General features: G+C 55.5%; 16 protein-coding genes. 3 read left to right on the top strand and 13 right to left on the bottom strand.

What is annotated here, in order from left to right:
• Positions 1 to 284 precede the first annotated feature (284 nt).
• The gene (locus tag A3841_RS17755; protein WP_206073111.1) at positions 285 to 1,742 is read left to right on the top strand and encodes a M16 family metallopeptidase; all 1,458 of its coding nucleotides are present in this window, start codon (positions 285 to 287) and stop codon (positions 1,740 to 1,742) included.
• A gap of 6 nt (positions 1,743 to 1,748) precedes the next feature.
• Positions 1,749 to 3,152, top strand: coding sequence for a M16 family metallopeptidase (locus tag A3841_RS17760; protein ID WP_073854440.1), 1,404 nt, complete (start codon positions 1,749 to 1,751; stop codon positions 3,150 to 3,152).
• A gap of 1,025 nt (positions 3,153 to 4,177) precedes the next feature.
• On the opposite strand, the gene pcaF is transcribed toward A3841_RS17760, so the two are convergent.
• The 12 genes from pcaF to A3841_RS20110 form a co-directional block, all read right to left on the bottom strand.
• A complete protein-coding gene (gene pcaF, locus A3841_RS17765) occupies positions 4,178 to 5,386 on the bottom strand; it encodes a 3-oxoadipyl-CoA thiolase (RefSeq protein ID WP_073854442.1) in 1,209 nt (402 codons plus the stop codon).
• 45 nt (positions 5,387 to 5,431) lie between these two features.
• Positions 5,432 to 6,778 carry a 3-oxoacid CoA-transferase gene (locus A3841_RS17770; protein WP_073854443.1) on the bottom strand — a complete coding sequence of 449 codons (1,347 nt, stop codon included), beginning with the start codon at positions 6,776 to 6,778 and terminating at the stop codon, positions 5,432 to 5,434.
• Positions 6,779 to 6,804: 26 nt separating this feature from the next.
• The gene (pcaD, locus tag A3841_RS17775) at positions 6,805 to 7,596 is read right to left on the bottom strand and encodes a 3-oxoadipate enol-lactonase (protein WP_073854444.1); all 792 of its coding nucleotides are present in this window, start codon (positions 7,594 to 7,596) and stop codon (positions 6,805 to 6,807) included.
• Between the two features lie 123 nt (positions 7,597 to 7,719).
• Complete coding sequence (gene catA / locus A3841_RS17780) at positions 7,720 to 8,637, bottom strand: catechol 1,2-dioxygenase (protein ID WP_073854445.1); 918 nt, start codon at positions 8,635 to 8,637, stop codon at positions 7,720 to 7,722.
• A 74-nt stretch (positions 8,638 to 8,711) separates the two neighbouring features.
• Positions 8,712 to 9,008, bottom strand: a complete 297-nt coding sequence (gene catC, locus A3841_RS17785) for a muconolactone Delta-isomerase (protein WP_073854446.1) — start codon at positions 9,006 to 9,008, stop codon at positions 8,712 to 8,714.
• A 3-nt stretch (positions 9,009 to 9,011) separates the two neighbouring features.
• Positions 9,012 to 10,133: a muconate/chloromuconate family cycloisomerase gene (locus tag A3841_RS17790; RefSeq protein ID WP_073854447.1), complete on the bottom strand. Its 1,122-nt coding sequence runs from the start codon at positions 10,131 to 10,133 to the stop codon at positions 9,012 to 9,014.
• A 159-nt stretch (positions 10,134 to 10,292) separates the two neighbouring features.
• Complete coding sequence (locus A3841_RS17795; protein ID WP_073854448.1) at positions 10,293 to 11,180, bottom strand: AraC family transcriptional regulator; 888 nt, start codon at positions 11,178 to 11,180, stop codon at positions 10,293 to 10,295.
• Positions 11,181 to 11,290: 110 nt separating this feature from the next.
• Positions 11,291 to 12,136, bottom strand: coding sequence for a hypothetical protein (locus A3841_RS17800; protein WP_073854449.1), 846 nt, complete (start codon positions 12,134 to 12,136; stop codon positions 11,291 to 11,293).
• Entirely contained in the window at positions 12,133 to 12,309 is a 177-nt protein-coding gene (locus A3841_RS20425) for a hypothetical protein (protein WP_170866230.1), read from the bottom strand. Before A3841_RS20425 ends, A3841_RS17800 begins: the two co-directional genes overlap by 4 nt.
• Complete coding sequence (locus tag A3841_RS17805) at positions 12,309 to 13,394, bottom strand: toxic anion resistance protein (protein ID WP_073854450.1); 1,086 nt, start codon at positions 13,392 to 13,394, stop codon at positions 12,309 to 12,311. The genes A3841_RS20425 and A3841_RS17805 overlap by 1 nt, the downstream gene beginning before the upstream one ends.
• 4 nt (positions 13,395 to 13,398) lie before the next feature.
• A complete protein-coding gene (locus tag A3841_RS17810) occupies positions 13,399 to 13,839 on the bottom strand; it encodes a hypothetical protein (protein ID WP_073854451.1) in 441 nt (146 codons plus the stop codon).
• A gap of 603 nt (positions 13,840 to 14,442) precedes the next feature.
• Entirely contained in the window at positions 14,443 to 14,730 is a 288-nt protein-coding gene (locus A3841_RS20110) for a hypothetical protein (protein WP_139308009.1), read from the bottom strand.
• Positions 14,731 to 14,874: 144 nt separating this feature from the next.
• On the opposite strand from A3841_RS20110, the gene A3841_RS17815 reads away from it, so the two are divergent.
• Positions 14,875 to 15,948: an MBL fold metallo-hydrolase gene (locus A3841_RS17815; protein WP_235861470.1), complete on the top strand. Its 1,074-nt coding sequence runs from the start codon at positions 14,875 to 14,877 to the stop codon at positions 15,946 to 15,948.
• 133 nt (positions 15,949 to 16,081) lie between these two features.
• Here A3841_RS17815 and A3841_RS17820 read toward each other — a convergent pair whose 3' ends face one another.
• Complete coding sequence (locus A3841_RS17820; RefSeq protein ID WP_235861471.1) at positions 16,082 to 16,750, bottom strand: porin family protein; 669 nt, start codon at positions 16,748 to 16,750, stop codon at positions 16,082 to 16,084.
• Positions 16,751 to 16,957 lie beyond the last annotated feature (207 nt).

The following is a 16,957-nucleotide window of genomic DNA, read 5'->3' on the forward strand; positions in this document are numbered from 1 at the left end:
GCTTCACACTGCATTGGCAGAAGCAGTGCTAAAATCAGTCTTTTTCATACCTGGGCAAAGGGAAGATCCAGCGAAGCCATACTTGGTGAAAGCGGCCGTAACCTGTGGTGTGGTTTATACTTTCCACCCTATCCCCGATCAAGATAGCTGCCCTGGCGAGCGCAAAAGCAGCTGCTCATCCAAGCTATAGAAACAAACTCACAGAAACATGGATTTATTTATTAGATAATCGTATAATGCTATGTTTAACGGAATCAGAAACTAACCCTTAATCCTTTGCATCCATGCATAGCAACTATGAACGAATTACCTCCCGTACAAACCGGCTCTTTTCGCTGGTGTTAGGTGTGGGGGTGCTGATGGCTTCGTGTAGCCAGAAAACCACGGCTCCAACAGCAGAGACCGCCGCCACCACGCAAACCGCCGAGGCCGTGGAAAGCACTGCTCCCCCTGCGTTTGAGGTCCCCGTGGAGTACTACAAACTGGACAATGGCCTGAAAGTGGTGCTCTCGCCGGACAAGACCGCGCCCATTGTCACCGTGGCGGCCTACTATAACATCGGCTTCCGCATTGAGCCCAAGGACCGCACCGGCTTTGCGCACCTGTTTGAACACATGATGTTCCAGGGATCGGATAACCTGGGAAAGATGGAGTTCATCCAGCTGGTGCAGAAAAACGGCGGCATCCTCAACGGCAGCACGCGCTTCGACTACACCAACTACTTCGAGATTGTGCCGGCGCACAAGCTGGAGACCATGCTCTGGGCCGAAGCCGACCGCATGAAAGGCCTCAATATCACCCAAGAGAACCTGACCAACCAGCAGGGCGTGGTGAAGAACGAGGTGAAAGTGAACGTGCTCAACCAGCCGTACGGCGGCTTCCCGTGGCTCGACATGCCGCAGTACGCCAACAAGAACTGGTACAACGCCCACAACTTCTACGGCGACCTGGAGGACCTTGACGCCGCCAGCCTGGAGGATGTGCAATCGTTTTTCAAGACATTCTACTCTCCCAACAACGCGGCACTGGTGATAGTGGGAGATTTTGATCCTGCCCAGGCAAAGCAGTGGGTAGAGCAGTATTTCGGTGGCATAGCTTCCGCAGACCTGCCGGAACCGGCCGACCTGACCGAGCCGCGCCAGGAGAAAGAGCAGCGCTTTACCAAAGACGATAAGCTGGCCAACAAACCGGCACTGGCTTTCGCTTACCACATGCCCGAGCGCAATACGCCAGCCTACTATGCCATGGGCCTGCTGGACCAGATCCTGCTGCAGGGCGACGACAGCCGCCTGCACCAAGCACTGGTGCAGGACCGGGGCTATACCGGCTCGGTGAGTGGCGGCATCAACGCGTACTTGGGCAACATGTACAACTACAACGGCCCGATGCTGTGGATGGGTGACCTGGTTTACGATAAAGACGTGGCCGCCGACTCCATCATCAATGTGCTGGACCAGGAGATCGCAAGGCTACAGCAAAATGGCGTTACGCAGCAGCAACTCGACCTGGCCATGGTTAAAATACGGTCCTCGCTCTACGACCAGGTAAGCCAGCTGTATGGTTTCGGCAAAGCCGATTTGCTGGCAAGCTTCGCGCTGTTCGATGACAACCCGGCCCGCATCAACGAGCTGGAGGCGGAGTTCCGGAAAGTAACGCCGGAGCTGATGCAGCAAACCATACAGGAGTACCTGCGGCCTACCAACCGCACCATTTTAATCATAAACCCACAGGCACAGATCTAAAGCATCATGAAAAAGCTACTGACACTATCGCTGAGCGTGCTCCTGGCCATGGGCGCAGGTATGGCTCAGGCGCAAAAGCAAACGCCGCCGGAGGGCGGATCGCCCAAGAACTTTAACCTGCCGCCCAAGCAGGAATTTAGCTTACCTAATGGCCTGGAGGCTACTCTGGTGCCCTACGGTGAGATCCCAAAAGTAACCATCAGCATGATTGTGCAGACCGGTAATGTGCACGAGCAGGCAAACGAGAACGGCCTGGCCGACATAACTGGAAAGCTGATGGAGGAAGGCACCACCACCAAAGATGCCAAGCAGATTGCCGGGGAAGTAGCAAGGATGGGCGGCTCGCTGAGCATCAGCATCGGCCCTAACCAGACCTACATCAGCGGCGATGCGCTCTCTGAGTTTGGCCCGGAGCTGGTACGGCTGATAGCTGACCTCCTGACAGAACCTGCCTTCCCGGAATCGGAGCTGGAGCGGGTGAAGAACGACTTTAAGCGGCAGATGAACCTGTCCAGGGCGCAGCCGGGCACGCAGGCGTACATGAAGTATAACAAGGCGCTTTACGGCGACCATCCCTATGGCCGCGACCTGCCCACCGACAAAGAGATAGACGCTTATACTTTGGAGCAGGTGAAGGACTTTTACCAGAAGCAGTTCGGGGCCAGGCGCACCGATGTATACGTGGCCGGCAAGTTTGACGAAGGTGCTATGAAAGAGGCGATCACCTCCTCGCTGAGCGACTGGACAGAAGGGCCTGCCCCCGCCATACCGGTGGCGAAGCCCGTTACGAAGAGTGATATGATCGTGGTAGACCGGCCGGGGGCGCCCCAGTCAACGATTATTATAGGCATGCCCGTAATTGACCCCTCGCACCCGGATTACATGGCCCTTCGCGTTACTAACTCCTTGCTGGGCGGCTCCTTCGGCTCCCGCATCACCCGCAACATCCGCGAAGACAAAGGTTACACTTATTCTCCCTCCAGCTCGGTAGCTGCCAAGTATAAGGTGGGGGATTGGTCGGAGCAGGCGGACGTGACGACCGAGCACACGGGCAACTCCCTGAAGGAGATCGTCTACGAGATTGAGAAGCTGAGAAAGGAGCCGCCTTCGGAGGAAGAGCTGAAGGGAATCCAGAACTATGAGGCCGGGCTTTTCGTGCTTCGCAACTCCACCCCCAGCGGTATCATTGGCCAACTCAGCTTCCTGGACCTGCACGACCTGCCGGAGACTTTCCTGACCAACCAGGTACAGGCCATCCATGCTGTAACCCCGCAGAAAGTGCAGCAGACCGCTAACACCTACCTCCGCCCCAAAGACATGACACTTGTGGTGGTAGGGGATAAGAAACAGATCGACAAGCAGCTGAAGAAGTTTCAGGAGGACCTGAAAAAGGCACCTGTTACGCAGTAAGCTGATTTTTATACTTCCCGAGAGAGGCCATGTCCCGGAGCTATTTCCGGGGCATGGCCTCTTTCGGTTTGATTTATACTTTGAAAGAGCCTGCTGTACGTCGATTCCTTGATCGTGAGCAGAGTGTAGATCTCACCCTTGCCCTAGGATAACCCCTCCCCAACCCTCCCCTAAAAACAGGGGAGGGAGCTTCAGTTTATCTCTGGCGCAAGCGTCCGCTTGTGCCTTTTCAGGTATAAACTATTGCCTTTGCCTTCTTTATGGCTTAAGTGCTTTTTAAGTCTGTTGAAGCACAAACCCACCCCTACCCCTCCAAGGAGGGGAATTTATACTTACTGTTTTCGCTGTCATCTCGAGCAGGGCGAGAGATCTATAAGGAATTCTAACCAAGATCTCTCCCGAAGGTCGTGATGACAAAAGCGGCGGCTATTGGAATGATACCCAATCCCTTCCTACGCAGACGATCATCATCCCCCTGCCCCCTTCAAAGGGGGACTTTGGTTCAAGCTTCGTCAGCGGTAGCTATCGAACTTGATCCAAGCCTTTGGGTTGAGCGCCTATGCGAGTTTTTCCGGTGACGAACGTAAATGAGGCAGCTCGAGGCACGAGGGCAGGAAAAGCTCCCAGCGCGATGCCCGAGGACGATCCCTCTCGGGCTGGAGGGAGCCAAAGCAGGAAATGCAATTATAGGCTCGTAAGACTGAGGATCAGCAGTAGCTAGCAAGTGTAGCTTAGTTCAAGCGCAAGGAAGCAGCGGCTAAGGAAGTATAGATCAAGTATGAAAATATGGCTTACGCGGATTAGGAAATCCGCAGCAGCTTTGGTCCCGGACAAGGATGTCCGGAACAGCGGAAAAGCCAAAGTATAAAGTACAGCCAGGGCTATACACGTAGAGGCACAAGCGGGCGCTTGCGCCAGGGATGCTTGAGCTATTCAAGTATAGCTCAAGCCTCCCACAACTTGCTCACAAGATCCTTCCAGGATGACAAAGGGTTATGCTACCGTTTATACTTTGAAACCCGGAATTATACTTTCTCCAGGACAACGGCATAGCCTTGCCCCACGCCTACGCACATGGTAGCCAGGGCATAGCGTTTCTGCAGGCGCTGCAGCGACAAGGCGGCGCTGTACACAATGCGCGTCCCGGACATGCCCAGCGGATGGCCCAGGGCGACGGCGCCCCCGTTTATGTTAACCCGTGCGTCATCGTCAGCCAGACCAAGTGCCCGCGTGCAGGCCAGGCTTTGTGCCGCAAACGCCTCGTTCAGTTCTATAACATCCATGTCGTCCAGGCTGAGTCCGGCTCTTTCAAGTGCTTTGCGCGTAGCCGGCACCGGCCCGATGCCCATGATGCGCGGCTCTACTCCCACCACCGCCGAGCTCACGATTCTGGCCAGGGGCTTCAGGTTATACTTCTCCACCGCCTCTCCCGACGCTACATAGGTCGCGGCTGCGCCATCGTTCAGTCCGGAGGCATTACCTGCTGTCACCGTTCCACCCTCCTTAAAGGCAGGGCGCAGTTTCGCCAGCGTTTCCGGGGTGGTGTTCGGGCGTACAAACTCATCTTTGCTCACCACCACCGGCTCGCCCTTGCGCTGCGGTATAGTTACCGGCATGATCTCCTCGGCCAGGTTGCCGTTCTCCTGCGCCATGGCTGCCTTGCTCTGGGAATGGTAGGCAAACAGGTCCTGGTCCTCACGCGATATCTCATACTTTTCCGCCAGGTTCTCGGCCGTAATGCCCATCGGGTCCACGCCGTATAACTCCTTCATCTTCGGGTTCACGAAGCGCCAGCCAAAACTGGAGTCCTCCATCTTCGAATCGGTACCAAAGGCTTTAGACGGCTTGGAGATCACCAGCGGGCCGCGCGTCATGTGCTCCACGCCTCCGGCGATAAACACGTCGCCGTCACCGGCCTTGATGGCCCTGGCCGCGTGTATCATCGCCGACATGCCCGAAGAGCACAGGCGGTTCACCGTCTCGCCGGGCACCGTAACCGGAAGGCCGGCCAGCAGCAGCGCCATGCGCGCCACATTGCGATTGTCCTCCCCAGCCTGGTTATGGCAACCCAGAATAACATCGTCAACCACTTCCTTCGGGATGTTCGGGTTGCGGTCCACCAGTTCTTTGATCACCATCGCCGCCAGATCGTCGGTGCGGACCGCCGAAAGCGCGCCGCCAAAGTTTCCGATCGGGGTTCTGATGCCGTCTATGATATAGGCTTCTTTGCTCATATTTCCGTTTTTATACTTTTATACTTCGGATAGATCTTCTCCTGCCTATCCTAACTTCTCTGCAAATCTGGCTGTTGTCTTAGCCCTAACTTCTTCCAGCGTCGCGCCCGGCATCAGTTCGATCAGTGTCAGCTCCCCGTTTATGAACCTGAACACCGCCAGGTCGGTGATGATCAGGTCCACGGCCTGCAGTGCGGTCACTGGCAGGGTGCAGCTCGGAACGATCTTGGAGGCGCCGCTTTTGTCGGTATGTGTCATGGTGATGATGAGCGTTTTGGCCCCCGATGCCAGGTCCATGGCACCGCCAACGCCCAGCAGCGGCTGCCCCGGCACGGCCCAGTTAGCCAGGTTGGCTTTCTCATCTACCTCCAGACCGCCCATCACCGCCACGTCCACGTGTCTGCCGCGGATCATGGCGAAGGAGTCGGCGGAGTCGAAGTAGCTGGCGCCTGGCAGCGCGGTAACCGGAATTTTGCCGGCGTTCACGGGGTAATCCATCGCGCCGCCGCCGTCTTTCGGGGCCGGACCCACGCCCAGCATGCCGTTCTCGGTGTGCATCACTATGCCATCCTCCGGCGTAATCAGATCGGCCACCAGGGTCGGTATGCCGATACCCAGGTTCACCACGTCGCCTCTTTTGAGTTCCTGCAAGGCACGTTTGGCCATGTTCATGCGTCTTTCGCTCACCTTTCGGGAAGAAGACACGGAAGCAGAGGAGCCCAGATCTTCCATCGTAAGCTTTGCCTCCACGAGGTAATCCACGTAAGAGCCCGGGGTGTGCACGTGCTCCGGCGCAATCTCCCCCACTGGCACGATTTCTTCCACTTCCGCTATCACGATATCGGCAGCGGTGGCCATGGCGCGGTTAAAGTTCTGCTCCGTCATGCGGTAGGTCAGGTTGCCGGCGGTGTCTGCTTTCCAGGCCCGCACGAAGGCCACGTTGCCGCGGATACCCTCCACAAACACCTGCTCCTTCCCCTGAATCATTTTCGTCTCGCGGCCCTTGGCCAGTTCTGTTCCGGCCGATGTGGGGGTGAAGAAACCGCCAATGCCTGCCCCTCCCGCCCGAATGGCCTCGGCAAGGGTTCCCTGCGGCAGCAGTTCGTACGCCACTTTACCCTCCTGGGCAGCTTTCACCGCCTCCGGGTTGCTGGTAAAGAAAGAGCCGATCATCTTTTTGATCTGTCCGTTGCGCAGCAGTTTGCCGCCGCCAATGCCCGCCTCGCCAACATTGTTGCCGATGAAGGTCAGGTCCTTTGTTTGGGTTTCAGCCAGCGCGTGCATCAGGTGCACCGGGTTACCCGTCATTCCAAAGCCGCCCTGCAGTAGTATATCGCCATCCTTTACCAAAGCCACGGCTTCTTCAAGGGTTATCTGTGGTACCGATTTCATATGTTTATCTTGCGTATGATTTTATATTAAAAGTCGCCCTTAGGCGTAGTGGCCTGCAACAGTAGTTCCGCAAACGCCTGGGGCAACTCCACGCTGGACAGGTGGTTGGCAGGAAGCTGCACGTGCCGCGAGTGGGGAATCCTGCCGGCCATAAAATCGCCGTCTGCGGGCGTGGTCACTTCGTCCTGGTTGCCGCTGATGATCAGGGTTGGGACGCTCAGCCGCTGAAGCTCCTCCCGGAAGTCGGCGTCGCGCACGGCGGTGCAGTTGGCAATATAGCCTTGCAGGGAAGTTTGCTCGAACTTCTGCAAAATTGCGCTTACTTTCCCCGGGTGCTTCTCTCTGAACGATGGGGTAAACCAGCGCTGCGCCGTGCCATCCAGTATACTTTCCAGGCCATGCTTTCGTACCTGCTCTATGCGGGCGTTCCAGCCTTCGGCAGTACCAATTTTTGCCGCTGTATTGGCAAGGATGATCTTTTTGAACCGCTCCGAATGATGAATACCCAGCCACTGCCCGATCAGCCCGCCCATCGAAAGGCCGCAGAAGTATACTTTCCCCAGCTTTAGCTGGTCCAGCAGGTCCAGTAAGTCCTGGCCCAGCTCGGCTATACTTACCACATCTGAGTTAATGGTACTTTGCCCATGGCCGCGTGTATCATACCGCAGCACGTTGAGGTGCTGGCTTACGATGCGGGCCACCTCGTCCCACATGGTCAGGTCCGTGCCCAGGGAGTTCGAAAACACGATCGTATCCCCGTGGCCCCTGTCCTCATAAGTATAAAAACAGTCGTTATTCGCGATTTTGATAGTTGGCATACCTTGTTGTTGCTACTTTATACTTTAGCCTTTCCCGGCTGCGCATCCAAAGTATAACTGGCGCAGCTGAAAGGAGGAGGTGGGTCTATACCTTATAAACCCATCTCCCTCCGGATATGATACTTAGGCGGGCCCGTGCGTGCGTTCAATCTCTGCGGAGAACACACCGGCTTTTTCCTTGTGGATCTCAAAGTCAAAATCGATAGAGGCGAACGGCTCATCGATACCGAACTTCTCTTTGGCTTCGGCTTCGGAGTAGCGCGTAATGTGCGGCACCAGTTCCTCGCGGGTGGCAAAGGCAAAGTCATCCCAGATAAGCGGGTCGCCCTCTATGTTAATCTGCGTGGTAAGTTTACGGTACCCCGGGGCTGTCACAAAAAAGTGAATGTGAGCCGGACGGCTGCCGTGGCGGCCGACGGCTTTGAGGAACTGGTCTGTTGCCCCGCCCGGCGGGCAGCTGTAGCCCACCGGCAGAATGCTCTTGAACCTGTACCTGCCTTGCTCGTCGGTGATGATGGCCCGGCGCAGGTTGTACGGCGGTTGCGACGTATCGAAAATAGAGTACATGCCCCGCAGGTTGCAATGCCATACTTCCACCTTCGCGTGTGGCACCGGCTTGCCATTCTCGTCGCGCACCTGCCCTTGCATGTACAGCCGCTCGCCACCAACTTCCGGCACGGTTTCCAGCTCGGCGTAGCCTACCGACTCCGGCGCGCCCGGCACGTAAAGTGGTCCTTCTATCGTCCGTGGCGTGCCTCCGGTTATACCGGCTCTGGCCTCGGCCTCGTCCATGCGCAGGTCCAGGAAGTGCTCCAGGCCGATACCGGCGGCAACCAGTCCCCATTCGTTGTTTTTACCGGTAAGCGTGAGCCAGTCCACGGCCTTCCAAATCTCCTCCGGCTGTATGTCCAGGTCCTCGATGGCGTAAAACAGGTCGCGGGTGAGGCGGTTCACGATCTCTTTGATCCGCTCGTCCCCCTGGCCCTGTGCTTCTGTAGACTCTATCCTTTCGATAACGGCATCTATCTGACTTCTTTCCATGGTGGTTTCGGTTTTTAAGGTTGATATTTTGTTCGTTTTAAGATGATTGCGTGATGGCTATAGGATCGAATTCGCTAGTGGGCCTCTTCCTCGTTCTTCACAGAAGAATAGTGCTGGCACAGGGCCGTTACCTCTACTTCCATAAACGGGTATAGCGGCAGCGACATCAGGATATCATGCAGTTCGCCGGCGCTGTCCACGTTAAAAATGCTGATGTTGGCATACTGGCCGGCAATGCGCCAGATGTGCGTCCATTTTCCCTGCCGCTGCAACTCCTGGGAAAGGGCTTTTTCCTTGGCCTTCAGATCATCCACATAGCTTTTATCTAAATCCAGGGGGATGTTCACTGTCATGTGCACGTGAAATATCATAGTCTATCGTCGTTTATACTTTTCTACTTGATTCATATCCAGCTCAATACCCAGCCCCGGTCCCTGCGGGATTTCCAGTTTTCCGTTTCCGTAGCTTATGCGGGTTTTCACGATATCGTCGGTGAGCAGCAGCGGCCCAAAGAGTTCGGTGCCCCAGTCGAGGTTGGGGAGGGTGCTGAAAACATGGGCTGAGGCGACGGTGCCGACCGTGCCTTCGAGCATGGTGCCGCCGTACAGGCTGATACCCGCCCCTTGCGCAATGGCAGCTTGTTTCTTTATGTTGGATAAGCCGCCAGCCTTCGAAATCTTCAGGGCAAACACGCTGCCCCCTCCGATCCTGGCCAGTTTAAAGGCATCGGAAACCGTGGCCACCGCCTCGTCGGCCATAATGGGCACGCGGAAGTATTGCGTGAGCCGGGCCAGCCCCTCGAAATTGGTCTTGACAATGGGTTGCTCGATCAGGTCGATGCCCGCGTCCTGTAGCTGCGCGATCCCCTGCTTGGCTATACTTTCTGTCCAGGCCTGGTTCACGTCCACGGTAACTTTCACATCCGGGCCAACGGCTTCTTTTATGGCGGCCACGTGGCGCACGTCCACTTTCCAGTCGTTACGGCCTATTTTCAGCTTAAAGGTGTTGTGCCGGCCATTGGCTAGCAGCTCCTGCGCCTCCTCCACGTCTTTGGCCGTATCGCCGCTGGCCAGGGTCCAGAGCACAGGCAAAGTATGGGTAACCGCTCCGCCCAGCAGCTCGGCCACCGGCACGCCCAGGTGCTTGCCCTGTGCATCCAGCAAAGCGGTTTCGATGGCTGATTTTGCAAAATTGTTCCCTTGCACCTGGTGCTCCAGCTCCGCCATCACCGCGTTTATACTTGTGGCGGCTTTGCCTACCAGCAGGGGCGCAATGTAGGTATCGATGGTAAACTTCATCCCTTCCGGGAATTCATCGCCGTAGCTCAGGCCACCGATCGTGGTGGCCTCACCGATCCCCTCTATGCCATCGCTACAAAACAGCCGCACCAGCACCATCGTTTGCTGGCGCATCACGGCCATCGACAAATGGTGCGGCCTGATGGTGGGCAGGTCCACGATAAGGGTTTCTATTTGCTCTATCCTCGCTCCTCTCATATATAACAATACGGGCTAATCATTTAATAGTGAGTAAATTATTTCATTAAGGAAGTAACCACTCACTTGTATAAACAAATTTAGCCAGTCTCGCCTGTTCGGAGTAGGACTATCGGTTTAATAGTATGACAAATCGAACATAATGGAGGGAAATGGTGCTTAAGAACCCTTTACACCGATCTTCTTGCGGAAGGCCATAGGGGTCAGGCCGGTCCTTTTCCGGAAGAGCCTGGTGAAGTAGGCGGGATCGTCGAAGCCCAAAGTATAGCAGATGTCCGAAACGGTTTTCTCCACATCGGACAGGGCCAGCTGCGCCTCGGTGATAAAGTAGTCGATGATGATGTCTTTAGGGGATTTGCCGGCTATACTTCGGCATACCCGGCTCAGGTGACCGGCAGAGATGTGGAGGTGGCGGGCATATTCCTCCACGCTCATTTTGTAGGAGTGCTCTTGTTTGATTAGCTGCTGAAACCTGCGGAAGTATAGCTTGCTTGCGTTGTCGGCACCCGCCACCTGCTGCTGCGTAGTAAGGGAAAGGCGGTAGAGCTGCACCAGCAGCTGCCCTACCAGGTGCTGCAGCATCAGCAGCCTGCCCGGCAACTGCCGGTTATACTCCTGCACGCACTTCTGCAGGGTATCGAACACCTCCAGCGCACCGGAATTGCCTTCCCTCACCTCAAAGACATGTATGGCTTCCATGGCGTATACCACCTCCGCCTCGCGCTGCAGCATGTGCTCCAGCACCGTGTCCGACAGGCTGACGATCCACCCGGAGACCTCGCCCTGGTGCAAAAAGCCGTGTGCATGGTTTTTAGAGACGGTGATGATGGCAGGTCCCTGTAGGATTGTTTTGGATGCGGCGTGGTGCAGCTCTGTCGTGCCGGACGCCATCATAAACACCTGGAAAAGGTTATTGTGCGCGTGTCGCTTCACCTGCCCCTCATGCTTCCTCCCTATTTCACCGAACGGGTGCACGTTCACCAGGCCTTTCGCCAACTCAATGGAATCGGTGCCATAAAGGCCGTTGTAGAACCGCTGGTCGGGCATGCTTCAGGTGAATGCGTGGCTTATACTTGATGTGAAGATACGGAGTTGACGTGGAAGTATGGCGGCCTCATCCATACTTTTAAACCGAGCTTAGCGCGAGGCGACGTGGCTTACCTCCTCTTCCTGTACGTGCGCACCGGGTAAAGGCGGAGCTCGTCCATGCTGAGCACATAGGGGCAGCCGTGCCAGTGTAGCACGGGCAGCATCTCGGCCGGATGCTTGCTGTCGTGGGTGGGCACATACACCATGGCATTGCCGGCATAGGTAAGGTCGTGCAGGCCCAGACGCGCGGTAATATAATTCACAAAGGCCTCTTTCTCCTCGGGCGTGGAGGTAAAACCAATCTCGCTCGTGGTCAGCCCATCCGACACATCCTCGCGCAAATACACAATTTTAGAGTAGGTGTTGATGGAAATCTCCGGCAGGTCCAGGCGCGGCACCTCGGTCCGGGACTCGGCAATGTCCTGGAAGGCGCGCTGGCTGGTTTCGCGGTTCAGGGTGCGGGCGGCTTTCACCTCCTTCCTATCGCTGCGGAAGGGCCCGAACACCACCGTTCTGCCCAGCACGTCGGGCCTGCCGGCCGGTTGCGGCTGCGGTATGCGCTGGGGCGGCAGCTGCACGTGTACCTGCGGCTCCTGGTGGGCATCCATAATAGCCGAGAAGGTGCTCAGGAAATGGTCGGTGTGCTGCACATGAAACAGCTCCAACTCATGCCCCCGGCCGCGGGCGGACAGGTAGGTGTGGATGCGCCTTGTCTTCTCGTAAGCGGCCTGCAGCTGCTGCGCGTAGGGCGTGTTTTTATACCTGCCATACAGCTCCTGCAGCGCCACCAGCCGCTGGTTCGACTCCCGGATGTAGGGCACATCCCTGGCCTCTATACTTTCGGGACTGCCTACCACCTTTCTGTTGCCGGTAACCCCGTTCAGCCCGAAAAGGGAGCGCAAAAGCTTTATCATTTATGAAGAATCTTTTTGAGGTGCTGCGTTTCTATCTCCACCTGGATGGCGTCAGCGGCCTTGAGCTCCTCGTAGTGCGCGTCCAGCTTCTGCAGGTATAGGGCCAGCAGCGCCTCCTGCTCCTGCGTCAGCAGCTTTCCTGTATCGCCCCTGTGGTTTTTTCCGTCAGCCATTATTCAATTTCTATTTGCTTTGATTTGCCGAAGGTGCCGATGATCTTGCTGTTAAGCTCCTCCTGCACCGTGGCCAGCTCTTTCACGGCCTCGGCGCGTTTTTTACTTCCCTCCTCTGAAATCTTCACCACGGCATCCAGTGTCTCCACCATATCGCGGTTCACTTTCTTGAGCGTGTCCACATCCACAATGCCGCGCTCGTTCTCCTTGGCGGCGTTCACCACGTTGGTTTTCAGAAGCTGCGAGTTCTTCAGGAGCATCTCGTTGGTGGTGTCGGTCACTTTTTTCTGTATCTCCAGGGCTTTGCGCTGTTTCTCCAGCCCCAGGGCGATGGCCACCTGCTGGCGCCACACCGGAATCACCGTCACGATGGAATTCTGAATTTTCTGGGCCAGCACATCGTTGGTGGTCTGGATCATGCGTATCTGCGGCATCGACTGCGTGGCGATGGTATGCGAGAGCTGCAGGTCGTGCACCTTCTTCTCCAGCCTGTCCTTGAAGGCAATGAGGTCGCTAAGGCGTTGCACCACCAGCTCGTCCTGGCCGCTGCTCTCCACCTCTTCCTGTAGTTTTGGGATGCCCGTGTTCTCGATCTCCTCGATCTTCAGCTTGCCGGCCGCGATCACGGCGCGCACCTCGTGTATGTACTCCACAGCCTGCTTGAACATCACCTCCAGGCTGGTAGAGTCCTTGAGTACGCTCTGGCGCGTCTTCTCCAGCTTGATCACCACATCATCCACGTTCTCCGAGATGGAGTTGTACTGAATGGCCAGCTTCTTGGAGCGGTCCTGCAGCTTCTTGCCAAAGGGGAGCCGGGACAGCAGGCCGCGCTTCTCCTCCTCGTCAATCTTGATCATGTTGATCTGGGCCAGCAGCTCGTTTATGGCCTCGCCGGCATCACCCGAGTCCTTTGCTTTCACCTTTGCCAGCAGTTCGTTGGAGTACTGCCCCAGCTTGCGCTGCGTTTCCACGCCAAAGTTGGTGAGGCTCTCGGGTTTCTCCGGGTCTATGGATTTGGAGAGGTCCTGGGCTTTCTGCTGCAGCGCTTCCTTGTTCTCGCTGATGGTGATGTTCGTGTTTTCCATGGTCTTAGGTTCGGTAATGGTGTTTGTCTAGGGTGTCTAACGATTCGAGGCTCTGGCGGGCCTGTTGCTGGCGCTCAGCGTTTTCGTACCATTCAATATCGGATAAAGGCAGATAATCTCCTAATAATTCGCGCACTTCCCGCATCAGGGCCTCCCCTTTTTTTGTCCGGAACTCGGGGTTCTTGTAGTAGGCGCTCAGGTATTCCACCTTTACCTGCCCGGCCTGCGTTACGGCCAGCTCCTTTACCTCCACCACCAGCTCCGATTGCTGGTTGTGGTCTGTTACCACGGTGCGGTACACCCCTTGCCGGCCTTGCTCCAGCACCGCCATGCTTGCCTGCCTGGCCTGTTGGATGGCTTTTTGCAGTTGCTGGTTAGGCTTTATGTAGTAGCCAAACACATACCCGAGCACTGCACCAATAACTAACGTCCAAAAGATTAACATATTTGATTGTGCTTTTTAGCTGACATGCCTGCATTTATACTTCCTATACGGGTAACGGGGACGTGTAGATGAACGGCTTTTCCTGCCCTTTGCCACTACTTTTACTGATGGCACTTACCCGAAAGAGGGCGTATGGAAAGTATAACAAAGTATAACCGATATGGTTGCCGGTGAGAAAGAGGCCATACCTGTTTTTTTCTTTAGAGCAGGCTTCACGTGAGCTTCTGTAGTAGCGGGTCCAACCACCCCTGCCCCTCCTTGTCTAAGGCGGGGAATCTGTAGTTACTGCAGCTTGAAGTATAAGTTTCATAGCTGCTGTCCTCGCGCGGACAGGTCGCGACCTGTCCCTACAGGTGAAAACCCACCCCTGCCCCTTCAAAGGGGGACTTGGCTGAAGTTGCATCAGCAACTAGCTATCGAATTGCTTCCCAGCCTTTGGGTTGAGCGCCTATGCGAGTTTTTCCGGTGCCCGGAGGGCGTTGCGACGCAGGAGCAAAGGAAAAGCTCCCAGCGCGAGGCCCGAAGGCGAGGCCTCCCGGCCTTGAGGGAGCCAAAGTCAGAGATGAAACGAGTTGGTTGTAAAGCCAGAGGGAAGAACGGAAGCTAATAAGTATAACTTGGCTCAGGTTGCGGGAAGCAGGAACTAAAGTATAAAGGCACAAGCGGACGCTTGCGCCAGAAAAGTATAAAAGTATAGCTCAAGTATAAATCGGCAAGTATATGTATGGCTCTGCGAGCCAGTTGGGTTGCAAACCCAACCTCATAGTAGGCACGAGTTGCAAACTCGCGCCAGCAAGGGCGATGAAAGTATAGCCAAAGCATAAAGTATAAACCGGCAAGTATAAGGTATAGCCCAAGTATAAAGTATGGCTTACGCCGGTCAGAAGACACGAGGTAATTCTATCACTGACAAGTGCGTTCTCAAGTTATTCATATCTTTGCCCTGCAAACCCAAAGCATCACTTCTCCAGAAGCAACTACCCTTTCGCCTCCATGACCCGGTACATACTTTTCACCCTCAGTTTTTTTATACTTTTGGCTACCATAGCCGGCTGCTCCTTCCTTCGGCTATCTCCTCAGTTTGGGGATGAGGCAAAGGGCGAACGCCTGAAAACAATGCAGCAATCGCCAAACTACGCGGACGGGCAATTCCATAACACCGTGCCTACCAACATGGACATCGGTTTTAGTGGATACATGAAGCTTCTGCACACCCAAATTTTCGGAGAAAATGATGAACAATTGCCCGGCCGCCCCATTCCATACTTACCTGTAAAGGCAGCTACCACCAATTCTGTACAGGATACGGCTACCGTAGTGACCTGGCTCGGGCACTCTGCCTTTATGGTAGAGATAGACGGCAAACGCCTGCTGCTGGACCCAATGCTGGGAGATATCGCCTCCCCGCTCAGCTTCATAGGCCCCAGGCGATTTGCCCCCTTACCCATCACGGCTGCTGATCTGCCTCCCATCGACGCTGTCCTGATCTCCCACGACCACTACGACCACCTCGATTATGGCTCCATAAAAGATCTCAATGAGAAGACCGGCCATTTCTACGTAGCCTTGGGTGTGGGCGCGCACCTGGAGCGCTGGGGCGTGCCAGCTGAAAAGATAACGGAAATGGATTGGTGGCAGGAAGCAACCTTGCAGGGACTAACTTTTGCGGCCACCCCATCCCGGCACTTCTCCGGACGCGGCCTTACGGACAGAATGGGAACCCTTTGGACCTCCTGGGTAATCATAGGTCGGGAAGACAGGGTTTTCTTCAGCGGCGACTCGGGCTACTTTTCCGGCTTTGCGGAGATTGGCGAGAAGTATGGCCCCTTTGATATCACCTTACTCGAGTGCGGGCAGTACAACGAGCTCTGGCAGAACATCCACATGATGCCCGAGCAAACGGTGCAGGCCCACCTTGACCTGAAGGGCAAGCTGCTTATGCCCATTCACCGGGGAGCCTTTTCGCTGGCCATGCACAGCTGGACCGACCCAATCCAACGCGTTACTAAAAGGGCGGCAGAACTTAAGGTACCTATCACCACGCCACTTATCGGCGAGCCAGTTTTATTGCACCGCGCCGCGCCTCACACCAAGTGGTGGCGTCCGTAACCAGAACAGACGTTTTGATACCGCAAAGCACCTAAAGGAGGTCTCGCAAAATATCTGTACAAAAAGGTAGTATAAAAAAACCAGCCCCACCCGAAGGGCGAGGCTGGCAGCTTCCATAGTTTATACTTTATACTTAGTTGCCCGACGGGAAACGCAGGCCCAGCGTGAGCATGAACACCGAGTGGCGGGCGTTCGTCAGGTCTCCCTCAAAATTCAGGTCCTCTTTCACGAAGTCGGAGAAGGCGCCGTTGTAGCGCAGGCCCAGGCTGATACCGTTGCTGGCTTTAAAGCCAAGTCCAGCCGCGTAGCCGACCTCAAACTCCGAAAGGCCGTCTTTGCTCTTGGCATCGGTCTCGCTGGAGAGGCGCGTTCCGTCGCTGTCGTAGAGTTCGGTCTTGTTGTTCACGCTCAGCAGGTAGCTCAGCTGCGGACCAAACTCAAAGTATACCGGACCGGCGTTGAAATGGCCCAGCACCGGCAGCTCCAGGTAGTTGTAGTCTACACTGCCCTCGCGTCTTCTTTTCTGCAGCAGCAGGTTGGTATACTCCTCGCTGTTGTTTTTGAAGCCTTTTCTGGAGTAAAGCAGTTCCGGCTGGATGGAGAAGAAATCCTCCACTACCGGAAAGTTCAGCGTTACGCCCCCATGAAAGGACACCTTGTTCTCGAACCTGTCCTCATTCTTCAGATCGCCGGAAACGTTGGTCAGGTTTGCTCCTGCCCTTACGCCCAAGGTTGCCTGTGCCTGCGCAGCGGTAAAAGTGCCAAAGGCCAGGGCCACTGCAAAGAAAAACTTCTTCATCATAAGTGATAAGTATGTTAGTTTGGTAGTAAACGGGCAATATACGTGCCTTCTTATATAGGAGGTTACGATGTTATTATCCGCACCTGTACATCAGCATAGTTATAATTTCAGCTATGTATCAGGATATCAGATACCTATTACCTGACAAGAAAAACAACCTCCGTATAGTGCCAAAAAAGTTCTTCGATTGGGGTAATATTTCCCTGA

The sequence above is a fragment of the Pontibacter flavimaris genome (assembly GCF_001907195.1).
GTDB classification, from domain to species: domain Bacteria; phylum Bacteroidota; class Bacteroidia; order Cytophagales; family Hymenobacteraceae; genus Pontibacter; species Pontibacter flavimaris.

Bases quoted from the DNA above. Each gene is read 5' to 3' on its own strand.
- A3841_RS17755 (WP_206073111.1), top strand. From the start codon at position 285: ATGCATAGCAACTATGAACGAATTACCTCCCGTACAAACCGGCTCTTT.
- A3841_RS17760 (WP_073854440.1), top strand. From the start codon at position 1,749: ATGAAAAAGCTACTGACACTATCGCTGAGCGTGCTCCTGGCCATGGGC.
- pcaF (WP_073854442.1), bottom strand. From the start codon at position 5,386: ATGAGCAAAGAAGCCTATATCATAGACGGCATCAGAACCCCGATCGGA.
- A3841_RS17770 (WP_073854443.1), bottom strand. From the start codon at position 6,778: ATGAAATCGGTACCACAGATAACCCTTGAAGAAGCCGTGGCTTTGGTA.
- pcaD (WP_073854444.1), bottom strand. From the start codon at position 7,596: ATGCCAACTATCAAAATCGCGAATAACGACTGTTTTTATACTTATGAG.
- catA (WP_073854445.1), bottom strand. From the start codon at position 8,637: ATGGAAAGAAGTCAGATAGATGCCGTTATCGAAAGGATAGAGTCTACA.
- catC (WP_073854446.1), bottom strand. From the start codon at position 9,008: ATGATATTTCACGTGCACATGACAGTGAACATCCCCCTGGATTTAGAT.
- A3841_RS17790 (WP_073854447.1), bottom strand. From the start codon at position 10,133: ATGAGAGGAGCGAGGATAGAGCAAATAGAAACCCTTATCGTGGACCTG.
- A3841_RS17795 (WP_073854448.1), bottom strand. From the start codon at position 11,180: ATGCCCGACCAGCGGTTCTACAACGGCCTTTATGGCACCGATTCCATT.
- A3841_RS17800 (WP_073854449.1), bottom strand. From the start codon at position 12,136: ATGATAAAGCTTTTGCGCTCCCTTTTCGGGCTGAACGGGGTTACCGGC.
- A3841_RS20425 (WP_170866230.1), bottom strand. From the start codon at position 12,309: ATGGCTGACGGAAAAAACCACAGGGGCGATACAGGAAAGCTGCTGACG.
- A3841_RS17805 (WP_073854450.1), bottom strand. From the start codon at position 13,394: ATGGAAAACACGAACATCACCATCAGCGAGAACAAGGAAGCGCTGCAG.
- A3841_RS17810 (WP_073854451.1), bottom strand. From the start codon at position 13,839: ATGTTAATCTTTTGGACGTTAGTTATTGGTGCAGTGCTCGGGTATGTG.
- A3841_RS17820 (WP_235861471.1), bottom strand. From the start codon at position 16,750: ATGATGAAGAAGTTTTTCTTTGCAGTGGCCCTGGCCTTTGGCACTTTT.